The 22,591-nt window shown below is 67.4% G+C and carries 19 protein-coding genes; 17 read left to right on the top strand and 2 right to left on the bottom strand.

Translation table 11 applies throughout. The features are described 5' to 3' along the window. Nucleotides 1-5: 5 nt before the first annotated feature. The 10 genes from GJV26_RS00500 to GJV26_RS00455 all read left to right on the top strand — a co-directional run bounded on the left by GJV26_RS00500 (nt 6) and on the right by GJV26_RS00455 (nt 11,648). Nucleotides 6-2,390, top strand: coding sequence for a beta-glucosidase (locus GJV26_RS00500; RefSeq protein ID WP_155706701.1), 2,385 nt, complete (start codon nt 6-8; stop codon nt 2,388-2,390). Between the two features lie 135 nt (nt 2,391-2,525). Beyond that, the gene (locus GJV26_RS00495) at nt 2,526-3,122 is read left to right on the top strand and encodes an NADPH-dependent FMN reductase (RefSeq protein WP_155706699.1); all 597 of its coding nucleotides are present in this window, start codon (nt 2,526-2,528) and stop codon (nt 3,120-3,122) included. Nucleotides 3,123-3,223: 101 nt separating this feature from the next. Continuing rightward, nucleotides 3,224-3,856, top strand: coding sequence for a gluconate 2-dehydrogenase subunit 3 family protein (locus GJV26_RS00490; protein WP_173346104.1), 633 nt, complete (start codon nt 3,224-3,226; stop codon nt 3,854-3,856). 10 nt (nt 3,857-3,866) lie between these two features. After that, on the top strand, nt 3,867-5,564 hold the full coding sequence (locus GJV26_RS00485; RefSeq protein WP_189442230.1) for an FAD-dependent oxidoreductase: 1,698 nt from the start codon (nt 3,867-3,869) through the stop codon (nt 5,562-5,564). 86 nt (nt 5,565-5,650) lie between these two features. After that, nucleotides 5,651-6,298 carry a TetR/AcrR family transcriptional regulator gene (locus GJV26_RS00480; protein WP_155706695.1) on the top strand — a complete coding sequence of 216 codons (648 nt, stop codon included), beginning with the start codon at nt 5,651-5,653 and terminating at the stop codon, nt 6,296-6,298. Nucleotides 6,299-6,485: 187 nt separating this feature from the next. Further along, nucleotides 6,486-7,430, top strand: a complete 945-nt coding sequence (locus GJV26_RS00475; protein WP_229419121.1) for a sugar phosphate isomerase/epimerase family protein — start codon at nt 6,486-6,488, stop codon at nt 7,428-7,430. Between the two features lie 10 nt (nt 7,431-7,440). Next, nucleotides 7,441-8,397 (top strand): sugar phosphate isomerase/epimerase family protein, encoded by a 957-nt coding sequence (locus GJV26_RS00470; RefSeq protein ID WP_173346103.1) that lies wholly within the window; start codon nt 7,441-7,443, stop codon nt 8,395-8,397. Between the two features lie 78 nt (nt 8,398-8,475). After that, complete coding sequence (locus tag GJV26_RS00465; protein ID WP_155706691.1) at nt 8,476-9,699, top strand: MFS transporter; 1,224 nt, start codon at nt 8,476-8,478, stop codon at nt 9,697-9,699. Then, nucleotides 9,696-10,478, top strand: coding sequence for a TIM barrel protein (locus GJV26_RS00460; RefSeq protein WP_155706689.1), 783 nt, complete (start codon nt 9,696-9,698; stop codon nt 10,476-10,478). The genes GJV26_RS00465 and GJV26_RS00460 overlap by 4 nt, the downstream gene beginning before the upstream one ends. 144 nt (nt 10,479-10,622) lie before the next feature. Further along, nucleotides 10,623-11,648 carry an IS1595 family transposase gene (locus GJV26_RS00455; RefSeq protein ID WP_229419120.1) on the top strand — a complete coding sequence of 342 codons (1,026 nt, stop codon included), beginning with the start codon at nt 10,623-10,625 and terminating at the stop codon, nt 11,646-11,648. Between the two features lie 262 nt (nt 11,649-11,910). Here GJV26_RS00455 and GJV26_RS00450 read toward each other — a convergent pair whose 3' ends face one another. Both GJV26_RS00450 and GJV26_RS00445 read right to left on the bottom strand, forming a co-directional pair. Further along, nucleotides 11,911-13,404 carry an MFS transporter gene (locus tag GJV26_RS00450; RefSeq protein WP_155706687.1) on the bottom strand — a complete coding sequence of 498 codons (1,494 nt, stop codon included), beginning with the start codon at nt 13,402-13,404 and terminating at the stop codon, nt 11,911-11,913. Between the two features lie 46 nt (nt 13,405-13,450). Next, a complete protein-coding gene (locus tag GJV26_RS00445) occupies nt 13,451-14,359 on the bottom strand; it encodes a LysR family transcriptional regulator (protein ID WP_155706685.1) in 909 nt (302 codons plus the stop codon). 233 nt (nt 14,360-14,592) lie between these two features. On the opposite strand from GJV26_RS00445, the gene GJV26_RS00440 reads away from it, so the two are divergent. From GJV26_RS00440 to GJV26_RS00410, 7 genes are all read left to right on the top strand, one after another. Further along, nucleotides 14,593-15,807, top strand: coding sequence for an MFS transporter (locus GJV26_RS00440; RefSeq protein ID WP_155706683.1), 1,215 nt, complete (start codon nt 14,593-14,595; stop codon nt 15,805-15,807). A gap of 154 nt (nt 15,808-15,961) precedes the next feature. Then, nucleotides 15,962-16,951 carry a sugar phosphate isomerase/epimerase family protein gene (locus GJV26_RS00435; RefSeq protein ID WP_155706681.1) on the top strand — a complete coding sequence of 330 codons (990 nt, stop codon included), beginning with the start codon at nt 15,962-15,964 and terminating at the stop codon, nt 16,949-16,951. Between the two features lie 16 nt (nt 16,952-16,967). Further along, the gene (locus tag GJV26_RS00430; RefSeq protein WP_155706679.1) at nt 16,968-17,345 is read left to right on the top strand and encodes a C-glycoside deglycosidase beta subunit domain-containing protein; all 378 of its coding nucleotides are present in this window, start codon (nt 16,968-16,970) and stop codon (nt 17,343-17,345) included. A gap of 230 nt (nt 17,346-17,575) precedes the next feature. Further along, the gene (locus GJV26_RS00425; RefSeq protein WP_155706677.1) at nt 17,576-19,792 is read left to right on the top strand and encodes a TonB-dependent receptor; all 2,217 of its coding nucleotides are present in this window, start codon (nt 17,576-17,578) and stop codon (nt 19,790-19,792) included. Between the two features lie 95 nt (nt 19,793-19,887). Further along, complete coding sequence (locus GJV26_RS00420; protein WP_173346102.1) at nt 19,888-20,817, top strand: TIM barrel protein; 930 nt, start codon at nt 19,888-19,890, stop codon at nt 20,815-20,817. A 216-nt stretch (nt 20,818-21,033) separates the two neighbouring features. Continuing rightward, nucleotides 21,034-21,576, top strand: coding sequence for a hypothetical protein (locus GJV26_RS00415; RefSeq protein WP_155706674.1), 543 nt, complete (start codon nt 21,034-21,036; stop codon nt 21,574-21,576). A gap of 41 nt (nt 21,577-21,617) precedes the next feature. Beyond that, nucleotides 21,618-22,571, top strand: coding sequence for a hypothetical protein (locus GJV26_RS00410; RefSeq protein WP_155706672.1), 954 nt, complete (start codon nt 21,618-21,620; stop codon nt 22,569-22,571). Nucleotides 22,572-22,591 lie beyond the last annotated feature (20 nt).

The following is a 22,591-nucleotide window of genomic DNA, read 5'->3' as shown; positions in this document are numbered from 1 at the left end:
CGACAATGACGACTGAACTGAGCCTGGCCGACCTGGCGATGCTGACCGCCGGCGCATCGATGTGGCGGACCGCCGCGGTGCCGGAGGCCGGCATCCCGGCGCTTTCGATGGCCGACGGCCCGATGGGCGTGGCCGGCGCGCGGATCGACGAGCGCGACGTGTCGATGCTCACGCCCGCGCCGGTGGCGCTGGGAGCAAGCTGGGATGCGGCGCTCGTGGAAAAGGTTGGCCGGCTGGTGGGCGGCGAGGCGGTGCGCCGCGGCGTGGACCTGATGCTGGCGCCCAACGTGAACCTGGCGCGCAGCCCGCTGGCCGGCCGCGCGTTCGAATATTTTTCCGAGGAACCGCTGCTGTGCGGCACGCTGGGCGCCGCGTGGGTGCAGGGCTGCCAGGCGTCCGGCACGGGTGCCGTCGCCAAGCACCTGGTCTGCAACGACAGCGAAACGGCGCGCGACAGCATGAACGCCGTGGTCGACGAGCGCACGCTGCGCGAAGTCTACCTGCTGCCGTTCGAGATGGCGGCCGAAGCCGGGTGCGCGGGCATGCTGACCGCGTACAACAAGGTCAACGGCAGCTGGTGCGCCGAGGCGGGCGACATCGTGCAGGCCATCGCCAAGGACGAGTGGCGCTACCCCGGCGTGTTCATGAGCGACTGGTTCGGCACCCATTCCACGGCCGGTTCGCTGCTCGGCGGGCTCGACCTGGAAATGCCGGGGCCGGCGCGCTTCCTGGGCGCGCGCAGTGCGGCGGCGGTGCGCGACCGCGCCGTGCCGCTGGCCCGGCTGCACGACGCGGCGGGACGCGTGGCCGCCACCGCCCGGCGTTTCGCCGCCGGCAAGGCGCCGCCGATGCCGGAGGCGCAGGCGACAGCACTGCTGGCCGAAGCGGCGGCGGCCGGCTTCACGATGGTGCGCAACGTGGGCGCCATGCTGCCGCTCGACCCGCGCCGCTTCGGCCGCATCGCCGTGATCGGCCCGAACGCCAGCGCGCCGTGCTTCCAGGGCGGCACGTTCGCGAAGATCGCACTCAAGCCTGACGCCATCCTGCCGCTCGATGCGCTGCGCGCGCGCTTCGGCGACGCGGTCATCGGCTACGAACCGGGCGTCGACCCGCAGCCGAAGCTGCCGCGCATGCCAGTGGCGCCGGCCCGCGCACTGGGCGACGGGTGCGCGCAGGGCATGACCATCGACTACTTCGACAACGTCGCCTTCGACGGCGCGCCGGTGCTGAGCGAAACGCGGGACACCAATTCGCTGACCTGGTTCCACGGCGTGCACGAGGCGGGCGCCCTGCAATGCGCGGCCGGCACCCGCGCCAGCGGCACGTTCACGCCCGCCCGGTCGGGCGAGCATGTATTCCATGTCGGCGGCACCGGCGCGCTGCGGCTGCTGCTCGATGGCGTCGAAGTCTACCGGCGCGACGGGGAGCTCGCTCCGGGCGACGTGATGGGCCGCCTGAAAAGCGGCGACGCCGATTGCGTGGCGGTGCCGCTGCAGGAAGGCCGGGCGATGGAGGTTGTCGTCGAACTGCGCTACACGGCGGCCCGCTGCCAGGGCCTGTGGTACGGCGTGCGCGGCCCGGGCGGCGCGCTGGAGATGATGGCGCGCGCACTGCGGCTCGCCGAAAGCGCCGATGCCGTGATCCTCGTCGTCGGCGAAACCTCCGACGCGAGCGTGGAGAGCAAGGACCGGCCGGATACGCGGCTGCCGGCGGAGCAGGTCGCGCTGATCGAAGCGGTGTGCGCGGCGAATCCGCATACCGTCATCGTCACCAACGTCGGCCATGCGTTCGATACGCCGTGGGACCACCTGGCGCAGGCGGTGCTGCATTGCTGGTACCCGGGTCAGGAGTTCGGCCCGGCCCTGGCGCAGGTGCTGGCGGGCGACCGCGAGCCGGGCGGGCGCATGCCCGTCACCATCGCGTGCGACGAGGGCGATTACCCGGCGCTGTCGCTGCGGCCCGATGCGCAGGGCGACCTGCACTACAGCGACGGCGTGCGCGTCGGCTACCGCGGGCTGGCGGCGAAGGGCATCGCGCCACGGCATGCGTTCGGCAGCGGCTTCGGCTATGCGACGTTCTCCCTCGGCGATGCGGCGGCGACGCCGGGAGAGGAGGGCGGCTGGGTCGTATCGCTCACCGTGCGCAACACGGGCACGCGCGCCGGTGCGGAGGTCGTGCAGGTCTATCGCACCGTGCCGGAACTGACGCTGGTGGCGTTCGCGAAGGTCGGTCTGCAGCCGGGAGAGTCGCGCACCGTCGGCATCCCCGTCGCCGCCCGGCGGCTGCAGACCTGGCGCGACGGATGGCGCAACCTGGATGGGCCGGTCGAGCTGCTGGTCGGGCGGGCCAGCGACGATCTGCCGCTGTCGGTCAGCGTGACCGCCGCCTGAACTGGTATTTCCAGGCCAGGAAATCCGTCTGTTTTCGGCAGCGTCGGCGATGTGGTGTCGGACACCGTTTTTTGGTGTCGGACACCGGTTTTCCGCGCCGATGTCACTGCCACCCACAACCCGAGGAGACACACCATGAACCACACCACCACGACCCGTGCCCCATTCATCGTCGGCATCGGCGGCACCACGCGCCCGGGCTCCAGCACCGAAAGCGCGCTGCGCGCCACGTTGCAGTACGCGCGGCAGCTCGGCGCGGAAACGCGCCTGTTCGGCGGCGAAGCGCTGGCGGCGCTCGAAGGCTACTCGCCGGAGCAGGCCGCGCGCAGCGCCGGCCAGCAGGCGATTGTCGACGCCGTGCGCGCGGCCGATGCCGTGATCTTCGCGTCGCCCGGCTACCACGGCGGCGTGTCCGGCCTCGTGAAGAACGCGATCGACCTGCTGGAAGACCTGCGCGGCGATCCCCGCGTATACCTGGACGGCATGCCGGTCGGCTGCATCGTCACGGCCGCCGGTTGGCAGGGCTGCAACACCACGCTCGGCGCGCTGCGTTCGATCGTGCATGCCTTGCGCGGCTGGCCCACGCCGCTGGGCGTGACGCTGAACACGGCCGGCGTGCGCCTGTTCGACGGCGACGGCCAGTGCCTCGACGAGCAGGTGGCCGGCAGCCTGAAACTGCTGGCCGAGCAGGTGGTGGGCGCGCGGCGCCTGCCCGCCACGAACCGGCCCTGAATCGCCATTCACCGGCCCGGTAAAAAAACCATAATTCTTGTTCTAATATCGTGCTATGCTGGATTCATACCGGCGGCATAAAACACATGGCAGGAGACGACATGAAGATTCACAAGGTGCAGTTCGGCCCGGGCGGGCAGGGCGGCGTGTCGCGGCGCGACGTGCTGGCCGCGCTGCTGGCCAGTGGCGCGGTGGCGGCGGTGTGGAGCAATGCCACCGCGGCGGCGGCCGTGAAGGCGGCCGGGGCCGCGGCGGCCAATCCCGCACTGTCCGCGGGCGAAGCGGCGGTGCTGGCCAGCGCGGCCGAAGTCATCATCCCCGCCACGGAAACGCCCGGCGCCAATGCCGCCGGCGTGCCGCAATTCGTCGGCGCGCTGGCGGCGCACTGGATGCGGCCGGACGAGGCGGCCGCGTTCTGCGCCGGCCTCGCCGGGCTCGACAGCGCGGCCCGGGAACGCTTCGGCCGCGGCTTCGCGGCCTGCACGCCGGAGCAGGGCGCCGAGCTGATGACGGCGCTGAAGGCGTCGAGCCCTTATGCGGGCCGCACTTTCTCGCTGGCCGACCGCATCCTCGACCCGAAGGCGCCGTTCTATCTGCGCCTGCGCGACCTCGTGGTGTTCGCCTACTTCACGTCCGAGGCGGGCAGCAACCAGGAGCTGCGCTACCTGCCGGTGCCGGGCAAGTTCGAGGCCAACCTGGACATGAAGACCTGGCCGTACCAGACCGTCATCTGAGGAAGCATCCGTGAAAAAGAACGCCATACAATTCGACGCGATCGTCATCGGTTCGGGCATCACCGGCGGCTGGGCCGCGAAAGAGCTCACCGAGAAGGGCCTGAAGGTGCTGGTGCTCGAGCGCGGCAAGCTGGTCGAACACCAGAAGGGTTATATCCATGAATTCACGTCGCCATGGGACGCGCCCGACCATGGCCTGCCGGACCGCGAGCTCGATGAGCGCGATTACCCGGTACAAAGCAGGATCGAACGGGGCGCGTTCAGCTGGGCCAACCGCCACTACTGGATCAACGACCGGGAGAATCCGTACGAACAGGCGAAACCGTTCCGCTGGCACCGCACCGACGTGCTGGGCGGCCGCTCGCTGACGTGGGGCCGCCAGTCCTACCGCTGGGGCGACGACGACTTCAAGGCGAACGCGCGCGACGGCCACGGCAACGACTGGCCGATCCGCTATGCCGACCTGGCGCCGTGGTACACGCACGTGGAGAAATTCATCGGCGTCAGCGGCCAGGCCGAGGGGCTGGCAAGTTTTCCGGACGGGCACTTCCTGCCGCCGATGGAAATGACGGCCGTGGAACGGGCGCTGAAGGCGCGCATCGAGGCGAAGTGGAACGACCGCAAGGTGACGATCGGCCGCGTCGCCAACCTGACCACGGAGCACAACGGCCGCGGCCCGTGCCAGAACCGCAGCATCTGCAATCGCGGCTGCTCATTCGGCGCGTATTTCAGCTCGCTCAGTTCCACCTTGCCGGCCGCCGAGAAAACCGGCCTGCTCACGGTGCGCACCGACAGCGTCGTCGAGGCGATCGAGGTCGACCCGAAGACGAAGAAGGCCAGCGGCGTGCGCGTGATCGACGCGAGAACGGGGCAGCGCGCCACCTACCATGCACGCATCGTATTCCTTTGCGCGTCCACCTACGGCAGCGTGCAGGTGCTGATGCAGTCGCGCAGCGCGCTGCACCCGAACGGCCTGGGCAACCAGGGCGACGCGCTGGGGCGCTACCTGATCGACCACCACGGGATCGGCGCCTTCGCCGAGATCCCGGGCTTCGACGAGCATAACTACAAGGGCCGCCGGCCCACCGGCATCTACGTGCCGCGCTTCCGCAACCTGGGCGGCCAGGATGCCGATGCCGACTTCACCCGCGGCTATGGCTTCCAGGGCGGCGCGATGCGCGACGACTGGACCAACACGGCGGCGATGACGGACGATTTCGGCGCCGCGATGAAGCACAACATCGCCCGGCCCGGCAAGTGGATCGCCTTCCTCGGCGCGTTCGGCGAGCAGCTGCCGCAGGCGCACAACCGCGTCACGCTGAACGAGAAGAATCCGGGCGGCTTCGGCCTGCCGCAGCTGAGCTTCGACGTGGCGTATGGCGAGAACGAACGGCGCATGGCGGTCGACGCGGGCAAGCAGGCCGAGCAGATGCTGCTGGCGGCCGGCGCGCAGCGCGTGCAGCTGATCCCCGTGCGCACGCTGCCCGGCGTGTCGATCCACGAGATGGGCGGCGCCCGCATGGGCCACGACCCGGCGCAGTCCGTGCTCAATGGCCGCAACCAGGTGCACGGTGTGCCGAACCTGTTCGTCACCGACGGTTCGGCCATGGCGTCGGCCGGCACGGTGAATCCGTCGCTGACGTACATGGCGCTGACCGCGCGGGCGGTGGACTTCGCGGTCGCCGAACTGAAGGCGGGGCGGCTGTGACGTCGGCGCCTGCGATCCAACCGTGCCGGCGTTCCCTCGCGACATGGCATTGGCTATAATCGGACACCCTTTTTTCAGTGAGCTCCATGCCTTCCATCAGTACCCATGCCCGCGTGCCCAAGCAGGGCCGCAGCCGCCAGTCGTTCGAACGGATCATCGAAGCCACGATCGAACTGCTGCGCGAGCGCGCCTACGACCAGATCACGCTGGCCGAAATCTGCCAGCGCTCGGGGGTCTCCACCGGCTCGCTGTACGGGCGCGTGGACGGCAAGGATGAACTGCTGCGCGTGGTGCAGGTGCGCTACCTGGAGCGGCTCGGCGAGCAGTTCACCGCGGAGTCGACCCGCATCGCCGCCGAGGCGCGCGGGCTGGAACAGATGGTGCCGGCCGTCGTGAGCGGGTTCGGCAACCTGTTGCGCGACAACGCCAGCGTGCTGCGTTCGTTCATGCTGCGCGGCTCGGTCGACGCGGCGATCGGCGCGGCCGGCAAGAAGTCGGCGCTGGAAAACAATGCCAAGCTCAACAAGCTGCTGCTGTCCTGCCGCGACGAGATCCGCCACCCCGATCCCGAGCGGGCCGTGGAAACGGGCATGCTGCTGATCTATGCCACCCAAGCCCGCTTCCTGGGCCTGGACAGCATCGGGCGGCTCGACGAGGCCGGCAGCTGGAACCAGCTGCTGGGGGACCTGTCGGACATGATGCTGGCGTTCCTGCTGTTCGTGCCGAAGCGGTAAAACGCTGAAGAGCCGAAAAAGCCGAAAAACCGAAAGGCTGTTGGAAAGTTGCGCCGGCTGGTGTCTGACACTTTTTTCTGGAAGCCTTGTCCAGGAAAAGGTGCCCGCTACCAGCGGCCGGGATATCGGCAGTCTGCACTTCAGATATATAACCAGAATTCTAATTATTTAAACCGAAGGAGACCGCATGACCACCCGCAAACTGCGCTGGGCCTACATGGACCACTGGCGCATCGACACGCCCCAGGGCCAGCTGTCGCAGTACACGTCGGTAAAGCGCTTCGATGAATTCCTGAAGCAGATCTCGGCCATCGGTTTCGAGGCCATCGAGACCTTCGATTTCCACCTCGGCCCGCTGAAAGAGCTGTTCGGCTCGCTGGAAAACGCCCGCGCCTTCATGCAGGCGCGGGGCATCGACAAGGTGCTCAGCCTGTTCCACGCGGTGATGTACGACGAGCGCCAGAGCGCGCCGCACGTGCGCGCCACGCACGACCACATCGTCAACTATGCGCAGCACATCATGCGCTCGTCGGCCGGCCTGGGCGTGGAGAACTTCATCGTGATGCCGGCCGGCCTGTATTACGACGTGGAGCCCGTCACGGACGACAAGCTGCGCGCCTGCGCCGAGCTGTGGAACCGCGTCGGCAAGATGACGCTGGAATACGGCGTCCGGACATGCTGCCACCACGAGTTCTTCTGCGGCATCCGCAGCGCCGAGCAGCTGCGCAAATTCTACGAATGGACCGATCCGCGCTACGTGTTCTTCTACTGCGATACGGCGCAACACGTGATCGCCGGCGTCGATCCGGTCGACCTGTACCTGAAATTGCACGACCGCTGCGGCGGCTTCCACCTGAAGGACACGCACCACGTGGACCTGACGGGCGACTACCGGCGCAAGCCCGATGCCGAGGTGATGGCGCCGACCACGCCGCGCTGGTTCCACGAGATGGGCACGCCGCAGGGGCTGGTGGATTTCCCGGCGCTGATGGCGGCGATGAAGACTTGCGGTTACGAAGGCTGGGTGGGCGTGGAGCACGACAAGGCGGACGTCGGCGGCGGCAACTACCCGGAAAGCACGGCACTGTCGGCCTGGTACATCCAGCATGTGCTCACCAAAATCTACGCTTGAGGAGCAGGGCATGGCAATCGAATGGGGTTACGCGGTCAACCAGTGGAAGGCCGGCTTCACGAGTTTCGCGCGGCTGGAGGAAATCGAGCGGGCGCTGAAGGTCACCGCCGCGTGCGGGTTTTCATCGATCGAACTCAATGGCGGCAGCGGGCGCTGGGACCCGATCGGGCGGCCCGAAAACGTGGCGATCAATTTCGGCTCGCCGGCGCATTTCCGGCTGAAGCTGAAGGACTGGGGCATCGGCCGCGTGGCCAGCACGTTCTTCGATCCCACCGTGATGAGCTTCGAGGAACTGCACTTCGGGCTGATGAGCACGCGGCGGGAAGATCACGCGCGCATCCTCGCACAGGCCCGCATCCACGCGGAAATGCTGGCCGAACTGGGCGGCGACTGCCTGGTGGTGCGGCCGTTCCCCTCGTTCTGGAAGGAAGGCGCGCTGAACGGGGAGCGCATGGCGGCCGCCGCCGCGTGCTGGAACGCGGTGGGCGAAATGACGGCGTCGCTGGGCCTGAAGACGGTGCTGCACGTGGATGCGCTGTCGGCACTGCGCACCGTGGACGAGTTCGAGCACCTGCTGGAGCTGTGCGACCGGGACAACGTGGGCCTGGCGTTCGACACGGCCGAACTGACGATCGCCGGGCACGACGTGGTAGCGCTGTACCGGCGCCTGCACGAGCGGGTATGGCACTTCCACTTCAAGGATGCGCTGGCCGTCGACACGCTGGGCGAATACCGGCTGCAGAACGCCGAACGGGCGATGATCGCGGCCGGTGGCGAGCGGGAGATCCCCCGCTGGTTCGGCGAGATGGGCACCGGCCTGGTCGACTTCCCGGCGCTGCTGGCGGCCATGCTGGAACTGGGCTATGCCGGCTGGGTCATCGTCGAAAGCGACAAGGGCCCGGCGCCCATCGCCAGCGGCATGATGCTCAACGCCTGGTACCGCAAGCACGTGCTCGAGGCGGCCTGACTTTCACCCGCCGGTACTGTACGCCGGCTGCCTGACCCTGAGGATTTCAACAAGGCGGACTTCACATAGAGGATTCCCGTGGCATCCATTCCATCCCTCCAGGCCGGCGCCAGCGCCGGCCCAGGCGCCGGCACTGCCCGCGGCGCCGGCACGCTGCAAGGCATCGCGCTGATGGCGATCATGAGCATGCCCACGCTGGCGCTGGCCGCGCTGGTGCCGGGCCTGCCGCAACTGTTCCAGCAGTTCTCTGGCGTGCCCCGGTTCGAACTGCTGGTGCCGATGATTATCACCGTGCCCTCGCTGTGCGTGGCGCTGTTCTCCGGCGCGATGGGCGCCGTGGCCGACCGCTGGGGGCGGCGCCCGCTGCTGCTGGCGGCCTTGCTGGCGTTCTCGGTGCTGGGCCTGGCGCCGATGTTCTTCGACAGCCTGTGGCTGATCGTCGCCAGTCGTGTGATCGTGGGGCTGGCGGAAGCGGCCATCCTCACCGTCGGCAACGCGCTGATGGGCGACTACTTCGAAGGGGAAGCGCGGCAGCGCTGGCTGGGCTGGCAGAACATGTTCGGTCCCGTGATCGGCTCGGCGATCCTGCTGTCCGGCGGCTTCCTGGCCGGGCTGCACTGGCGTTATCCGTTCCTGCTGTACCTGAGCGGCTTCGCGGTGTTCGCGCTGGCGGCATGCGCCTGCTTCGAGCCGCAGCGGCAGGGCAGGGAGTCGCAAGCCGCCGCCACGCCGTTCCCATGGGGCGCCACGGCGCTGGTGTGCGGCGTGACGGTGCTGTTCTCGCTGGTGTTCTTCGTGCAGGCGGTGCAGCACGGCCGCATCTTCGCGGACATGGGCGTGGCCTCGCCCGAACGCATCAGCATCCTGGCCACGATCGCCAGCATGGGCACGGTGATCGGCGGCTACCTGTTCAAGCGCTTCGCCGGCGTGCCGGTGAACCTGTGGCTAGCCTGTTCGCTGGCGGCCTACGGCGTTTGCTACATCGGCGTGGCCTGGGCGCCGAACCTGGCGCTCGGCCTGCCGCTCGATGCGCTGGGCCAGGTCGGCGGCGGCCTGCTGCTCCCCGCCCTGGTCACGTGGGCGCTGGCCCACTACGGCTTCGAGCACCGCGGCCGCGGCATGGGCATGTGGGGTGGGGCGTTCTTCCTCGGCCAGTTCCTCAGCCCGCCGCTGGTCACGCTGATCGGCCAGTTTACCTCCGGCTTCCTGGCCAGCGTGGCCGTGATCGGCGCGGCCTGCCTGGCCGCCGCCGCCGCGATCATCGCCGCGCACCGTCTTCAATCCAACCAAGGAAAACCATGAATTTCGCAGCCTGTATCGAATGGATGTTCGCCGGCGCCGGCGACGACCTGGCCTCGCGCATCCGCGCCGCCCATGCCGCCGGCCTGACCGGCGTGGAAATCCACCTGTGGCGCGAGAACGCGCAAACGAAGCCGCTCGACGACATCGAACGCGCGCTGCACGATACCGGCGTGCGGCTGCGCAGCTTCTGCGTGGAGCCGCGCTGCAGCCTCGTCGATCCCGCCGATCACGACAGGGTGCTGGCCGCCGTGGCCGACGCGATCCCCGTCGCGCAGCGGTTCGCCGGGGCCGGCATGGTGCTCGCCTCCGGCTTCACGCGGGCCGATGTGCCGGTGCAGGAACAGTTCGACGCCGTCGTCGCCGTGCTGAAACGCGCCGCCGCGCTGGCCCGGGATGCCGGCACCGTGCTGTGGCTGGAGCCGGTGTACATGGTCGTCGGCGGGCAGCGCATGTTCGTCGACACGATCGGGCGCGGCCTCGATATCGTGGCCGCCGTCGACAGTCCCGCCTTGCGGCTGCTGGCCGATGTATATCATTCCGCGCAGACCGGCGAGGATTTCGCGGCGGCCGTGGGGGACAGGATGGGGCTGGTCGCGCACGTGCAGGTGGCCGATACGCCGGGGCGGCACGAACCCGGGACGGGCGATATCGACTGGACCGCCGTGATGGCGGTGCTGCGCGAGAAAGGTTACGCGGGCGAGATCGGGCTGGAGTACTTTCCGAGCATGGCGGATGCGGAGTCGCTGGCGATGACGCGCAAGGCGCTGGGTATCGCCTGACGAGGTGACGGGCAAGTTGCAGTGCATACGCCGCGGATCGCGGCGTTTTTTTTTGGCGCTGTTCGCGTAAAGTTGGGAAACTCCCGTTCTCAGCCGCTGTCTGACTTCCTGTTGAGATACTTCATGTGTATCAGGGAGGCGATCATGGAAATGGCGAGTTTCCACGTGGTGTTCAAGGCGCTGGCGCAACTTCAGCTTTCCCCGGAAGAGATCGCCTGTCTGCAGGGATTCCTTGCCGCCGCCGTCGATCCAAAACAATGCCTGGCCCTGATCGAGGCGGCGGCGGAGAAGCGGCCGTGTCCCCATTGCGGCGGCAGTCGATGCCACCGCTGCGGCCAGGCCAACGGCCTGCAGCGCTATCGCTGTATCGGATGCCGGCACAGCTTCAATGCGCTGACAGGAACGCCGCTGGCCCGTTTGCGCCTGCGCGACAAATGGCTGCCCAACCTGCAATGTCTGATCGAGTCGCGCACGGTGCGGGCAGCGGCCGAGCGGGTGGCAGTGGCGAAATCGACCAGCTTCCGGTGGCGCCATCGCTTCATCGCCGCAGTGCGCCAGGAGCGGCGCCCGCGCTTGTCCGGCATCGCCGAGAGTGATGAAGGAGGAGTGCTCGCTTGCAAGCGAGCACCGCTACGTAGGCAGCGAGCGGAGCTCGCTGAAACCCCTACTTCGCCTTATCACCTGGAATCGCAGAAGGGATCACGTCACTTGGACCGGCCGGCGCGCAAGCGCGGCGGCAAGGCCACGCGGCGTGGCATCAGCCGGGAATTCGATTGCATCCTGGTCGCCCGCGACCGCAACCGGCACACCTGTGACTTCGTGACCGGGCGCGGACCGGTCACTGCCCGGCAACTGGCAACGCACCTGCTGCCGGTGCTGGCGCATGACGTGCTTCTCGTGAGCGACTCGGCCAAGGCTTATGAGGTTTTTGCAAAGCAGGCCGGCGTTACCCACGAAGCAGTCAATGTCCAGGCTGGTATCCGTGCCCGTGGCGCGGTTCACATACAAGGCGTCAACGGATGGCACAGGCGCTTCAAGACCTGGCTGCGGCGCTTCAACGGCGTGGCCAGCCGCTATCTGGCCAACTACACGGGCTGGCAGCGCGTGCTCGATGCGGCTGCACTGACGGCCCCGGCGCACTGGCTGCGCGTCGCCGTCGCACCTGGATAGCGATGGCGCTGACCGGGACTGACATCAATCAGCAGACATAGTTCCGTACTCGAAGGAAATGCCCAGCTAACGCAAACAGCGCCTTTTTTTTTGCGCTGTCGCCATGGCCCGGGGCGACGGCACCATTGTTCATGCGGCGCGGCCCGCAAGGCCGCGCGGCGCGGATGGTACGGCGGGCGTCTTCCTGGCGCCGGATATGCTGCCTGGCCGGCTTGCGCGGTGCGCGGGATCGGCACCGGCATGATCGAGCCGTTCCATGAACTCAATGCCCCGCCTGAAGCCTGTTTTCCGGCCGATGCCCCGCGGCCGGCATCACCTTCGCCAGCCGTGCCGTGAAGAACAGCGCGGCGGCCAGCAGGCCGAGCAGCAGCGGCAGCGCGTGCAGGTAGGCATCCGCGTACCGCTCCGCCGCATCGTCCCCGATCCCCGCGGCGTGGAAGAACAGCAGTCCCGTCAGGGCCACGCCCACGGCGCCGGCGATCTGCTGCACGGCGGTGAACAGGCCGGCGGCCACGCCGGCATCGGCGATCGGCACATCCTGCAGCGTCGCGTTGGAAAGCTGCGGGCCGCACAGGCCCATCCCCAGGCCCATCGCGAACTGCGCGACCAGCAGCAGCGGATACAGCAGCTGCCCGCCATGCACCGACAGCGCGGCCAGCGCCAGGCCCGTGCAGGAGACGGTGATCCCCACCATCATCACGCGCACGCCGAGCCGCTTGAACAGCCGGGGACCCAGCAGGATGATGCCCGCCATCGCGCCGAGGGCGATCGGCGCGCAGGCGTAGGCCATGTCGGAAGCGCTCATGCCGATACCCGACTGCAGCACGAACGTCATCGCCAGCAGGTGGCCGGGCAGGATCGGGTTAATGCACAGCGTGCACAGCAGGCCCAGCGCGACCTTGCGGCGCTTCAGCAGCGCGGGGTCGACAAGCGCCGCACCGTGCGTGGCTTGCCGCCAGCGCAGGTAGCGCACGGTGCCCCAGGCCAGCGGCACCGTGGCGGCCAGCATGAGCACCAGGCCGGCCGGCCAGCCCCGCGTGGGCCCTTCGATCAGCGGCGCCAGCAGCGCGAACAGCACGAGCACCGACAGCGCGGCGCCGCCGATGTCGATTCGTGTGGCGTTCACGCCACGGCCCGGCGGCAGGAGCAGCCAGCCGGCGGCAAGGCTGAACAGGCCGATCGGCAGGTTGATCAGGAACGTCAGGCGCCAGCCCAGGCCGAACCAGTCGGCGTCGATCAACAGGCCGCCGACGATCGGGCCGAGCGCGGCCGAGAACCCGCCCAGGAAGCCGAACACCGTGTACACCTTGTAGCGCTGTTCCGGCGGGTACATCACCTGCACCAGGGCCATCACCTGCGGCACCATCAGCGCCGCGCTCGCGCCCTGCAGCAGCCGCGCCACCTGCAGCGACAGCGCGTCCGGCGCCAGGCCGCAGGCCATCGATGTGAGCGTAAACAGCGCGATGCCGGACAGGAACATGCGGCGGTAGCCGTAGCTGTCGCCGAGCCGGCCGCCCACGATCAGCAGCACCGCGAACGCCATCGCATAGCCGGCGATGATCCATTCCAGCGCGGCCTTGCTGGCGCCCATGCCCGACTCGATGGAGGGGATCGCCACGTTGATGATCGTGGTATCGAGCAGGTCCATCACGAAGGCGAGGGCGACCGCCACGAGGGCCAGCGTGCGGCGGCGGGGGCTGAAGGAGGCCGCGGCGGCAAAAGCGCTGCCCTCCGTGCCGATGACGGTATCGTTCATTGCATGTTCCAGGTTGGTTCAACGCCGTTGCCGGCGCGGGGTGGTGTCAAACGGTGGCGGCAACGCTCACGATCCGTTCACGCAGCCAGCGGATCGCCGGATCGTTGTGGCGGTGCTTGTGCCACTGCAGCATCTGCACGAGGCGCGGAATGCGGGGCGGCGGTTCCCATACGCGGATCGGCAAGGTCTTCTGCGCCTGCAGCGCGATGCGCCGGTGCACCGTGGCGATGCGATCGGTGCCGACCACCAGCGAGGGCAGGGCGGTCAGGGTCGGCGCGGTGATCTCGACGCGGCGCTTCACGTCGAAGCTTTCCATGAACCAGCCGTCGAACGTGGACAGCGGATTGCCGCTCCTGAACGCGGCGGTCACGTGGCCGCAGGCCAGGTAGTCGTCGAAGGTCAGGCGGTCGCGCACGCGGCTGTTGCCTTCCCAGGTCACGCACAGGTAATCGTCCTCGAACAGGGCCGCCGAAGGATGGTCCTTCGACAGGTACTGCGACGGGATCACGAGAAAATCGGCGTCGCCCCGTTCCAGCGAGTCGGCCGGCTTGTCGTGCTGCTCGCGCAGGTGGATACGCATGCCCGGGGCTTCACGGTACAGCGCCTCCAGCAGCGGCGGCACCAGCACCGCGGTCGTGTAGTCCGAGACCAGCAGCGTGACCGCGCGGGTCTCGGTGGCGGGCTCGAACTGCGGCTGGGCTGCGATCGTCGTGTCGATGCGCATCAGTACCTCGCGCACCGGTTCGACCAGCTCCCGGGCCCGGGGCGTGAGCATCATCTGGCGGCCGGCGGCCACCAGCAGTTCATCGTTGAAGTAGGCGCGCAGACGCGCCAGCGCGCTGCTGGTGGCCGACTGGCTCAGGAAGACTTTTTCCGCCGCGTGCGTGATATTGCGCTCAGTAAGCAGCGCATTCAGGATCACCAGCAGGTTCAGGTCGAGCTTGTTGAAACGCATTGCATCTCCATGCGCGGTTGGTGGAAAAAGCGGTTCGAATATAGCGAAAACGACGCCGGTCGGCGGCCCTCCCGTCGTATTCAAGTTTTGGATACGTGCTATCCATACAATCCGGTGGCATGGATAAATTTTTTGGTGGGAAAAGCCGCCGGGAAGCGATATCATAATTCGAATTCTGATTTTTAACCAGATCAAACGGCCGCAGAGCCGCACACCAATCCAGGAGACAAACGATGCATCGCAACGGTTCTCAAGCAGCACGCCAGGCCGACTGGCGCCAGGGGTGGATACTCGTGTTCTCCGGCTTCCTGCCGGTGATGGCGATCATCGCTCTCGCCCCCACCTTGCCGACGCTGCTGGCGCATTTCCACGACGTGCCCAATGCGAAGCTGATGGTGCCGCTGCTGATCACGGCGCCGAGCGCATGCATCGCGCTGTTCGCCCCGGCGGCCGGCGCGATCGCCGACCGCTTCGGCCGCCGCAGGCTGCTGCTCTGGTCGATGGCGCTTTATGGCTGCGGCGGCCTGCTGCCGTTCCTGATCGACGATTTCTGGGCCGTGGTGGCCGGGCGCTTCGTGATCGGCATCGGCGAGGCGGGCGTGCTCACCGTGGTGAACACGCTGCTGGCCGACTACTACGAGGAACAGGCGCGGCACCGCTGGTTGATGATCCAGGGCGTGGTGGGCTCGATGCTGGGCACGCTGACGATCGCGTGTTCCGGCTTCCTTGCCGCGCAGGGCTGGCAATACCCGTTCCTCGTGTATGGGGTGGCGATCCCGATCTTCCTCGCCAGCCTGGCGTTCCTGTTCGAGCCGGAGGCGCGCGGGCGGCGCGCCGGCAAGGCGGAAAACGCGGCTCCCGGCACGCCGTTCCCATACGCCGTGGCGCTGATGGTCTGCGGCGTGACCGTGGTGCTGTCCACCATTTACTACGTCCAAGTGATCAACTTCTCGCTGCTGCTCAAGGAAATGGGGGTCGGCGATCCGAAGTCGATCGGCCTGTGGATGGCGATCCCCAGCATCGGCGTGCCGATCGGCGCGGTGGTCTTCAAGCTGACCACGCGTTACGGCGCCGGCGCGCAGATCTTCCTCGTGTTCCTGTGCTACGCGATCGGCCTGGGCGGCATCGGCCTGGCGCCGGACTACAAGGTGGCGCTGGCGTTCGCCTTCGTGCAGCAACTGGCCAACGGCATCATCGTGCCGGCGCTGATCGCCTGGACCCAGAGCAAGTTCTCGTTCGAACACCGCGGCCGCGGCATGGGCTGGTGGGCCAGCTCGTTCTTCGTGGCGCAGTTCCTGTCGCCCGCCGTCGTCAGCGTGATGCGCGGCTGGGTCGGCGACCTGCAGGGCGCCTTCCTCGCCTTCGGCATCGTCGCCGGCGTGTTCGCGCTGGGCGCGTGCCTGCTGCGGCTGCGGCGGCCGCCCGCGCCCTCCGGAGCGTTCTCCTGAACGCCTGCGACGCCGGAGTTACCGGAAACGTCTGAGCATCTGGTGTCGGACACCGGCCCTTCGGTGTCGGACACCGGTTTTCCAGTGCAAACCACCAATGGCCCGATGCCAGGGCCAGGGACCCCTGCATCCCAAATTCAACCAAGGACCCACCATGACCAAACCCCATAACATCCGGCGCGGCGTCTCCCTGTACAGCTACCAGTACGAGACCTTCCTGCGCAAGATGACCCTCGACGACTGCGTCGCCCATGCCGCCGGCCTCGGCGCGCGCGGCATCGAGGTCGTCAGCGAACAATCCTTCACCGGCTTTCCGGACGTTCCCGAGGAACAGATCGCCGGCTGGTTCGCTTCGCTCGAACGCCACGGCGCCTATGCGCAGTGCCACGACATGTTCCTCGACGTGAAACTCTACAAGGACCGCAAGCTGAACTTCGGCGAGATGGTGGCGTCGCTGCAGCGCGACCTGCGCTTCGCGAAACGCCTGGGCTGCCGCAACGTCCGCGTGATCGTCAACACGCCGCCGGAAGTGGTGGTGGCCTGCGTGCCGCTGGCCGAGGAACTCGACGTGCGCATGGGCATCGAGGTGCATTCGCCGTTCCACTTCGACCACCCGTGGATCCTGCGCTACACGGAGCTGACGCGCGCCACCGGCTCCGATCACGTGGGCTACGTGCCGGACATGGGCATGTACACGAAAAACTACCCGCCCGTGTTCCGGGACCGCTTCCTGCGCCTGGGCGCCACGTCGAAAATCGTGGAATTCATCCTGGAAGCACATGCGGCGCGCGTGCTGCCGGACTACGTGCTGATGGATGTGCGCAAGCTGGGCGGCAATGCCGTGGACCTGCAGATGGCCGAAACGCTGCGCCACAACATCTGGAGCAATCCGCGCCGCATGCTCGAGTTCATGCCGTGGATCTTCAACATCCATGCCAAGTTCTACGAGATCGACGACAGCGGCCGCGAACCGGCAATTCCGTACGAGGAAATCATTCCCGTGCTGATCGAGGGCGGCTATGACGGCCACCTGTCCAGCGAATACGAGGGCCAGCGCCACATCGAGGATGCATTCGAGGTGGATGGCCGCGAGCAGGTGCGGCGGCAGCAGGAAATGTTCAAGCGCCTGCTGGGCGAAGTCTAAACAAACAGGAGCCACCATGTACGACCAACACATCATCTTTCCAGGCAGCGTGCGCAATGCGGAAGACGGCTCCGGCTGGCGACTGGGCGCGCGCCTGCCTTACTACCGCGGCCAGATCCTCTCGGCCGTGGAGGACGTGGCGCTCACCGTCGACGGCGACAAGGTGCCGCGCGAGCACGTGCGCTTCACCGTACGCGGCAGGACCTTCACGCTCGAACAGCTCGAAACCGAATACGTGGAACGGTGGGAGTTCGGCGAAGTGGCCGAGATCTCCGTGCTGCAGCCCGGGGGACTGGCGCCGGGCAGCCACCGGGTCACGGCGGCCGTGCAGCTGCGCATCTCGTATCTGCCGTGGAGCCCCGTCACCAGCTGCACGATCGATGCGGCGGTATAGCCGCTGAGCGGCGGCGGGCAGTCGGCCCGGGTTGTTTGCGCCGGTGCCGCGCCCGGGCGGCCGCCTCGTCACGCCTTGTCGCGGGCCGGCCGGTATCCATCGCATCGATGCCAGCCATGCAAACAATCACCGCCGGCAGGCCGCCCGCATTGCGAACTTAGTATCTATCATTTCCGAACCAACACACCGAACGGCACACGCAAGATTGCCGTAATGACCAGGAGACGCGAATGAAACATCCGAAACTGAGCTCGATCACCCACGCGCTGTGCGCCGCCGGGTGCCTGTCCGGCGCCACCCTCGCGATGGCGCAGGCCACCGACCCGAACCAGGGCAGCGGCGGCATCGCCGAAGTGATCATCACGGCACAGAAAGTGGCGCAGCCGGCCAGCAAGACGCCGCTGGCGTTGTCCGTGATGTCCGGCGAGGACTTGAAGAACGCCGGCACGAACGATCCCCGCGCACTCGCCGAAACGCTGCCCAACGTGGAAATCGCCCAGGAAAGCGGCATGCTGCAGGTATCGATCCGCGGCGTGACCAGCCTGGACATGACGGAAAAGGGCGATCCGTCGGCCGCCTTCCATGTCGACGGCGCTTATATTCCCCGCTACGAGGCGCAGGCCGCCGCGTTTTTCGACCTGGACCGCATCGAGGTGCTGCGCGGGCCCCAGGGCACGCTGTACGGCCGCAACGCCACCGCCGGCGCGATCAACCTGATCACCAACAAGCCCACCAGTAAGCTCGAAGGCAAAGTCGGCGTGGAGCTGGGCAACTACAGCACGCGCCGTGTCGATGCGATGCTGAACGTGCCGATCGGCGACAACTGGGCGATGCGCGCGGCCGTCAACACCAACAAGCATGACACCTACTACAACGCCGGCCCGAACACGATCGAACTGGAAAGCCAGGACGACAAGTCGGCGCGCCTGCACCTGCTGGGCAACTTCGGCAAGGACACCAGCCTGCTGCTCACCGCGGAAAAGAACAGGATCGGCGGCGGCGCATCGTCGCCGGTGCCGATCACGAACTTCTTCACCGGCGAGCTGGTCGGCACATTGCCGTTCTCGCCGGCCGGCACCGGCAACCACATCAAGGATCCGGTCTATGTCGACCTGGGCAAGGACGTGCAGCGCACCGCGGCCTGGGCATTCAAGCAGGATGCCGGATCGCACCGCGACAACGAGGCCACGTCGCTGCGCGGCGAATTCAAGACGCGCCTGGGCGCCGTCGATCTCACCTACCAGCTGGCCAGGATGCGGCTGAAACTCGACCAGCTGAACAACGGCGTGTACTTCGGCTTCCCGTTCACCACCCTGAACAGGGGCGACAGCGACGCCGTCTCGCACGAGCTGCGCCTGAACTCCACGGGCACGGGCCCGCTGCGCTGGGTGGCCGGCGTCTACACGTTCGACGAGGACATCTTCCGCGAGGCCGCGTACACCACCTATGTTACGGCGCCGTTCGGCCAGTTCAACATCGTGCTGCCGTTCCGGGCCACGCTGAACAACAAGTCCACCGCCGCATTCGGGCAGGCGACGTATGCGTTGCGCGACGATACCCGTCTCACGCTCGGCGTGCGACGCACGCGCGACCGCAAGTCCGGCGACGATCCGCTCAGCGGCGAGGCGGCGGTGGCGCCCGCCACCCGCAGCTCGAAGGCTTACACGGAGGACGTGCGCTTCAATAACACCAGCTGGAAGATCGGCCTCGATCACGACCTGCGTTCGAACGTGATGGTATACGGCAGCATCTCGACCGGCTACAAGGCCGGCGGCTTCAACGCCGAACGGGATACGGGCGTGTACCGGCCCGAAACGCTCAAGGCCTACGAGGCCGGCATCAAGGGCCGCTTCTTCGGCAACATGCTGCAGGTGTCGGGCAACGTGTTCCACTACGCCTATGAAGACCAGCAGCTGACCACGACCACCTGCCGCACCAATGATCCGGCCTCGTGCCATTCGTTCACGGCGAACGCCGCCAACTCCGAGGTCGACGGCGCCGAGCTCGAAGGCAAGGTCAAGGTGCTGGAGGACGGCATGCTGCGCGCCAGCCTGGCGTTCACCGACGCGAAGTTCAAGAACTACCACCCGACCGCCACGATCGACTTCTCGGGCCAGAAACTGGACCGTGCGCCAACGTCGACGATCAGCCTGGGCTATACGCACCACTTCACGCTGGGCAACGGCGGCGAGATCACGGCCACGGCCGGCACGCGCCACTCCACGTCGTACTACATCAGCGATCCGGTCGAGGGCATCCGCTATCGCCAGCCGTCGTACTGGAAGTCGGACGCGTCGGTGGGCTACGCGAACCCGGACGGCAGGTGGAACGTGCAGCTGTTCGTCAAGAACATCGAGGACACGGTCAAGATCGAGAGCCGCGTGCCGGGCTCGTTCTTCCTGAACGATCCGCGCACGTATGGTGTGCGGGCCGCCTACAATTTCTGAACGACCAGCTTCAAGGAAACGACCATGCAGCATTCGAGCAGTTGCGGCAACGACGATCATCGCCGGATAGCCCGGGCATGGCGCTCCGGAACGCCATGAAGCGCCGTGTTCTACTGGCATCGATGGCCGCGCTGGGCGGCATGGTCATCGCGCCGCAGGCCGGGGCGCGCGCCGAAGCCGGGCGGTATCCACGGTTGCCGCCGTTGAAGGGGCGGTTGAAGCAGGGGCTGACGCCACATCTGTTCGAGGGCACTATCGAGGAGACTTGCCGCATGGCGGTGGCGCTCGGTATCCGCGGCCTGGATTTCGTCAGCAATCCTGCCGATTGGCCAGTGGTGAAGAAACACGGCCTGGCGGTTCCCGTCCTGCGCGTGGATTTCGGTGGCGGCATTTCGACTCCGGGCCGAGCGCCGGACGGCCCGCCGGGCTGGAATGCGATCGCGGTGCCCGATACCGGCGGCGCCTTCGCCGCGGCGCTGCGCGACCGCATCGATGCGGCGGCGGAAAACGGCATTCCGAACATCATCGTTACCTGCGGCACGCGGGCAGCGCTCGGGTACGACGAGGGCAAACGAAACGCGATCCGGTTTCTCGAGCAGATTCGCACGCATGCCCAATCGCGGGGCGTCACCCTGGTGCTGGAAAATATCAACTCGGGCTTTCCGGGCGGGCCGCCCGAGCCGCCGGGCAGCATGTTCGACCATCTGGCGTGGGGCCTCGATATCGTCCGGCAGCTTGACTCGCCCCATGTGAAGCTGCTGATGGATCTCTATCACGCGCAACTGATGGATGGAAATATCGTTCACTTCATACGCAAGAACATCCGCTGGATCGGCCATTTTCATACCGGCGGCGTGCCCGGCCGGCACGAGATCGACGAAACCCAGGAGCTGAATTACCGCTTCATTGCCGAAGCGATCGCCGAACTCGGTTACGGGGGCTTCATCAGCCATGAATGGACGCCGGCGCCGGGACAGGACAAGTTCCGCAGCATCCGGAAGTGCATGGAAATCATCGACGCCTGACCGGCCGGCGGCTCGCGGGATTCGACGTCGGGCACGCGTTGCCGATGGCAGGCCCGTGCCTGGATGTTGTTCCGGGGCGACGGGCAGTTACAACGGTCCCGGCTTCCTGTATCGTGGAATCATCCGCATTCCGGGGCATGCTGCCGTCGGCCCGGCTTCCGGTCGGAACCGTATTGTCGGGCAGCAGCAATGTCGGGCGCAAGGCGAGGAGATGCCATGGAAAGCCGCTATGGTTTCATCAGGGAGTACCTGCACGGGTTCGCACTCGTCCAGGCCGAGTGGGAGTATCTCGACCTGTGCCTGCACATCGCCGGCGCCGGGCTCCCCGACGCCGAATACGGCGCGCTGGACAAGTTCCGCCACCGCCTGGAGGACATCCGGCTGAGCACCGTGCGCCATCACCACGACCTGACCGATGCGATGCTCGATCTCGGCAAGGTCGACGTGTCGCTCCTGCAATGGCTGGCGCATTTGCAGGGCATGCTCGCGCAAGGCGCCGTCGACATCGAGCCTCGCAACGGCGGCCGCCTCGATGCGCTGATGGGCACGGATTTCATCGGTGCGCTGGAAAACCGCGCGGAACAATACGAACAGCTGGCCCGCGACCTGCTTGCCAGGTCAAAGCGCTTCGGCAGCGGGGACGGGCCGCGCCGCCTGCGCGGTATCGTGGCAGGCCCGTCCATCTATGGCAAGGCGAAAGGCGGCGAAGGCCCGAAAGGCCAGGGCAAGCCGGACACGCCGCCCAAGCCGAATCCCTGAACACGCGCAGCCCCGCCGCGGGCTTGACCACGGAGGTTGTCATGCCGCTCGAAGATCCGAATCCCGGCCCCGACGAACATCCGCCAGGGCACGTTCCACTGGCCCCCGGGGCCGATGCGGCGCCAACCGTCCCTATGGCGGCTCCGGCCGGCGCCTACCGCGTCTGGCTGGGCGACGACGCCGGCGCGCTGATCGATCCGCCCGGCGACGACGGCGCGCAACCGCACCAGAACCCGGGCAAGCCCGAGGCGGTCGATATCGTCTTCGTCGTCGAGGCGCCGCCGCCGAAGGAGCAGGCCGCCTTGCAGGGCGAAATCGACAAGGTGCTGGGCGTGGTCCAGCGCCTGTACCTGCGGGGCGCGGTGCGGAACCCGGAGCGCTTCCGGATCTATTACGTGCGCCTGTTCCACATCGCCCAGCTCGGGCTCCAGGGCAATGCGCAGCCGGACATCGCTGCCGCCGCGCTGGCAGTGGTGACGGCGGATCTGCTCGACGACGAGGCAGGGCGGGTGAAGAACGCGCACCTGCGCGCGCTCGGTGTGCACGCATTGAAATTTTCGCTGCCGTTCGCGCTGCTGTACCTGATCATCGGCCTGTCGCCGAACGGTTTCTTCGTGGCCGGCCTGCGCGACCTGGCGATCGACCCGCCCACGCTGGCCGCGTTCGCGCTGCTGTGGATCGGCTGCTTCACCGGTGTCTGGCTCGCCTACGGCATCCGCAAGGCGAAAGTCTCGCTGGCCGACCTGGTGACGACCGACGAGGACCGCCTCGATCCGCAGATCCGGCTGATCTTCGCCGGCCTGCTGACGATGCTGCTGGGCATCCTGTTCACGCTCGGCGTGTTCGAGCTGAAGATCGGCACGGTGGAGCTGACCGACATCGCCGCCAGGCCGATGCTGGCCTACCTGGTCGGAACGCTGTGCGGCATCAGCGAACTGGCGTTGCCTGCCTCGGTCGGCAACCGGGCGGGAGCATTGATGAGCGGCCTGCGCTGACGAACCGCGCGCCATGTCCG

The organism is Pseudoduganella dura, assembly GCF_009727155.1.
GTDB classification, from domain to species: Bacteria; Pseudomonadota; Gammaproteobacteria; order Burkholderiales; family Burkholderiaceae_D; genus Rugamonas; species Rugamonas dura.
The sequence above is the reverse complement of the archived record's forward strand: the minus strand, read 5'-3'. Positions and strand labels throughout refer to the sequence as shown.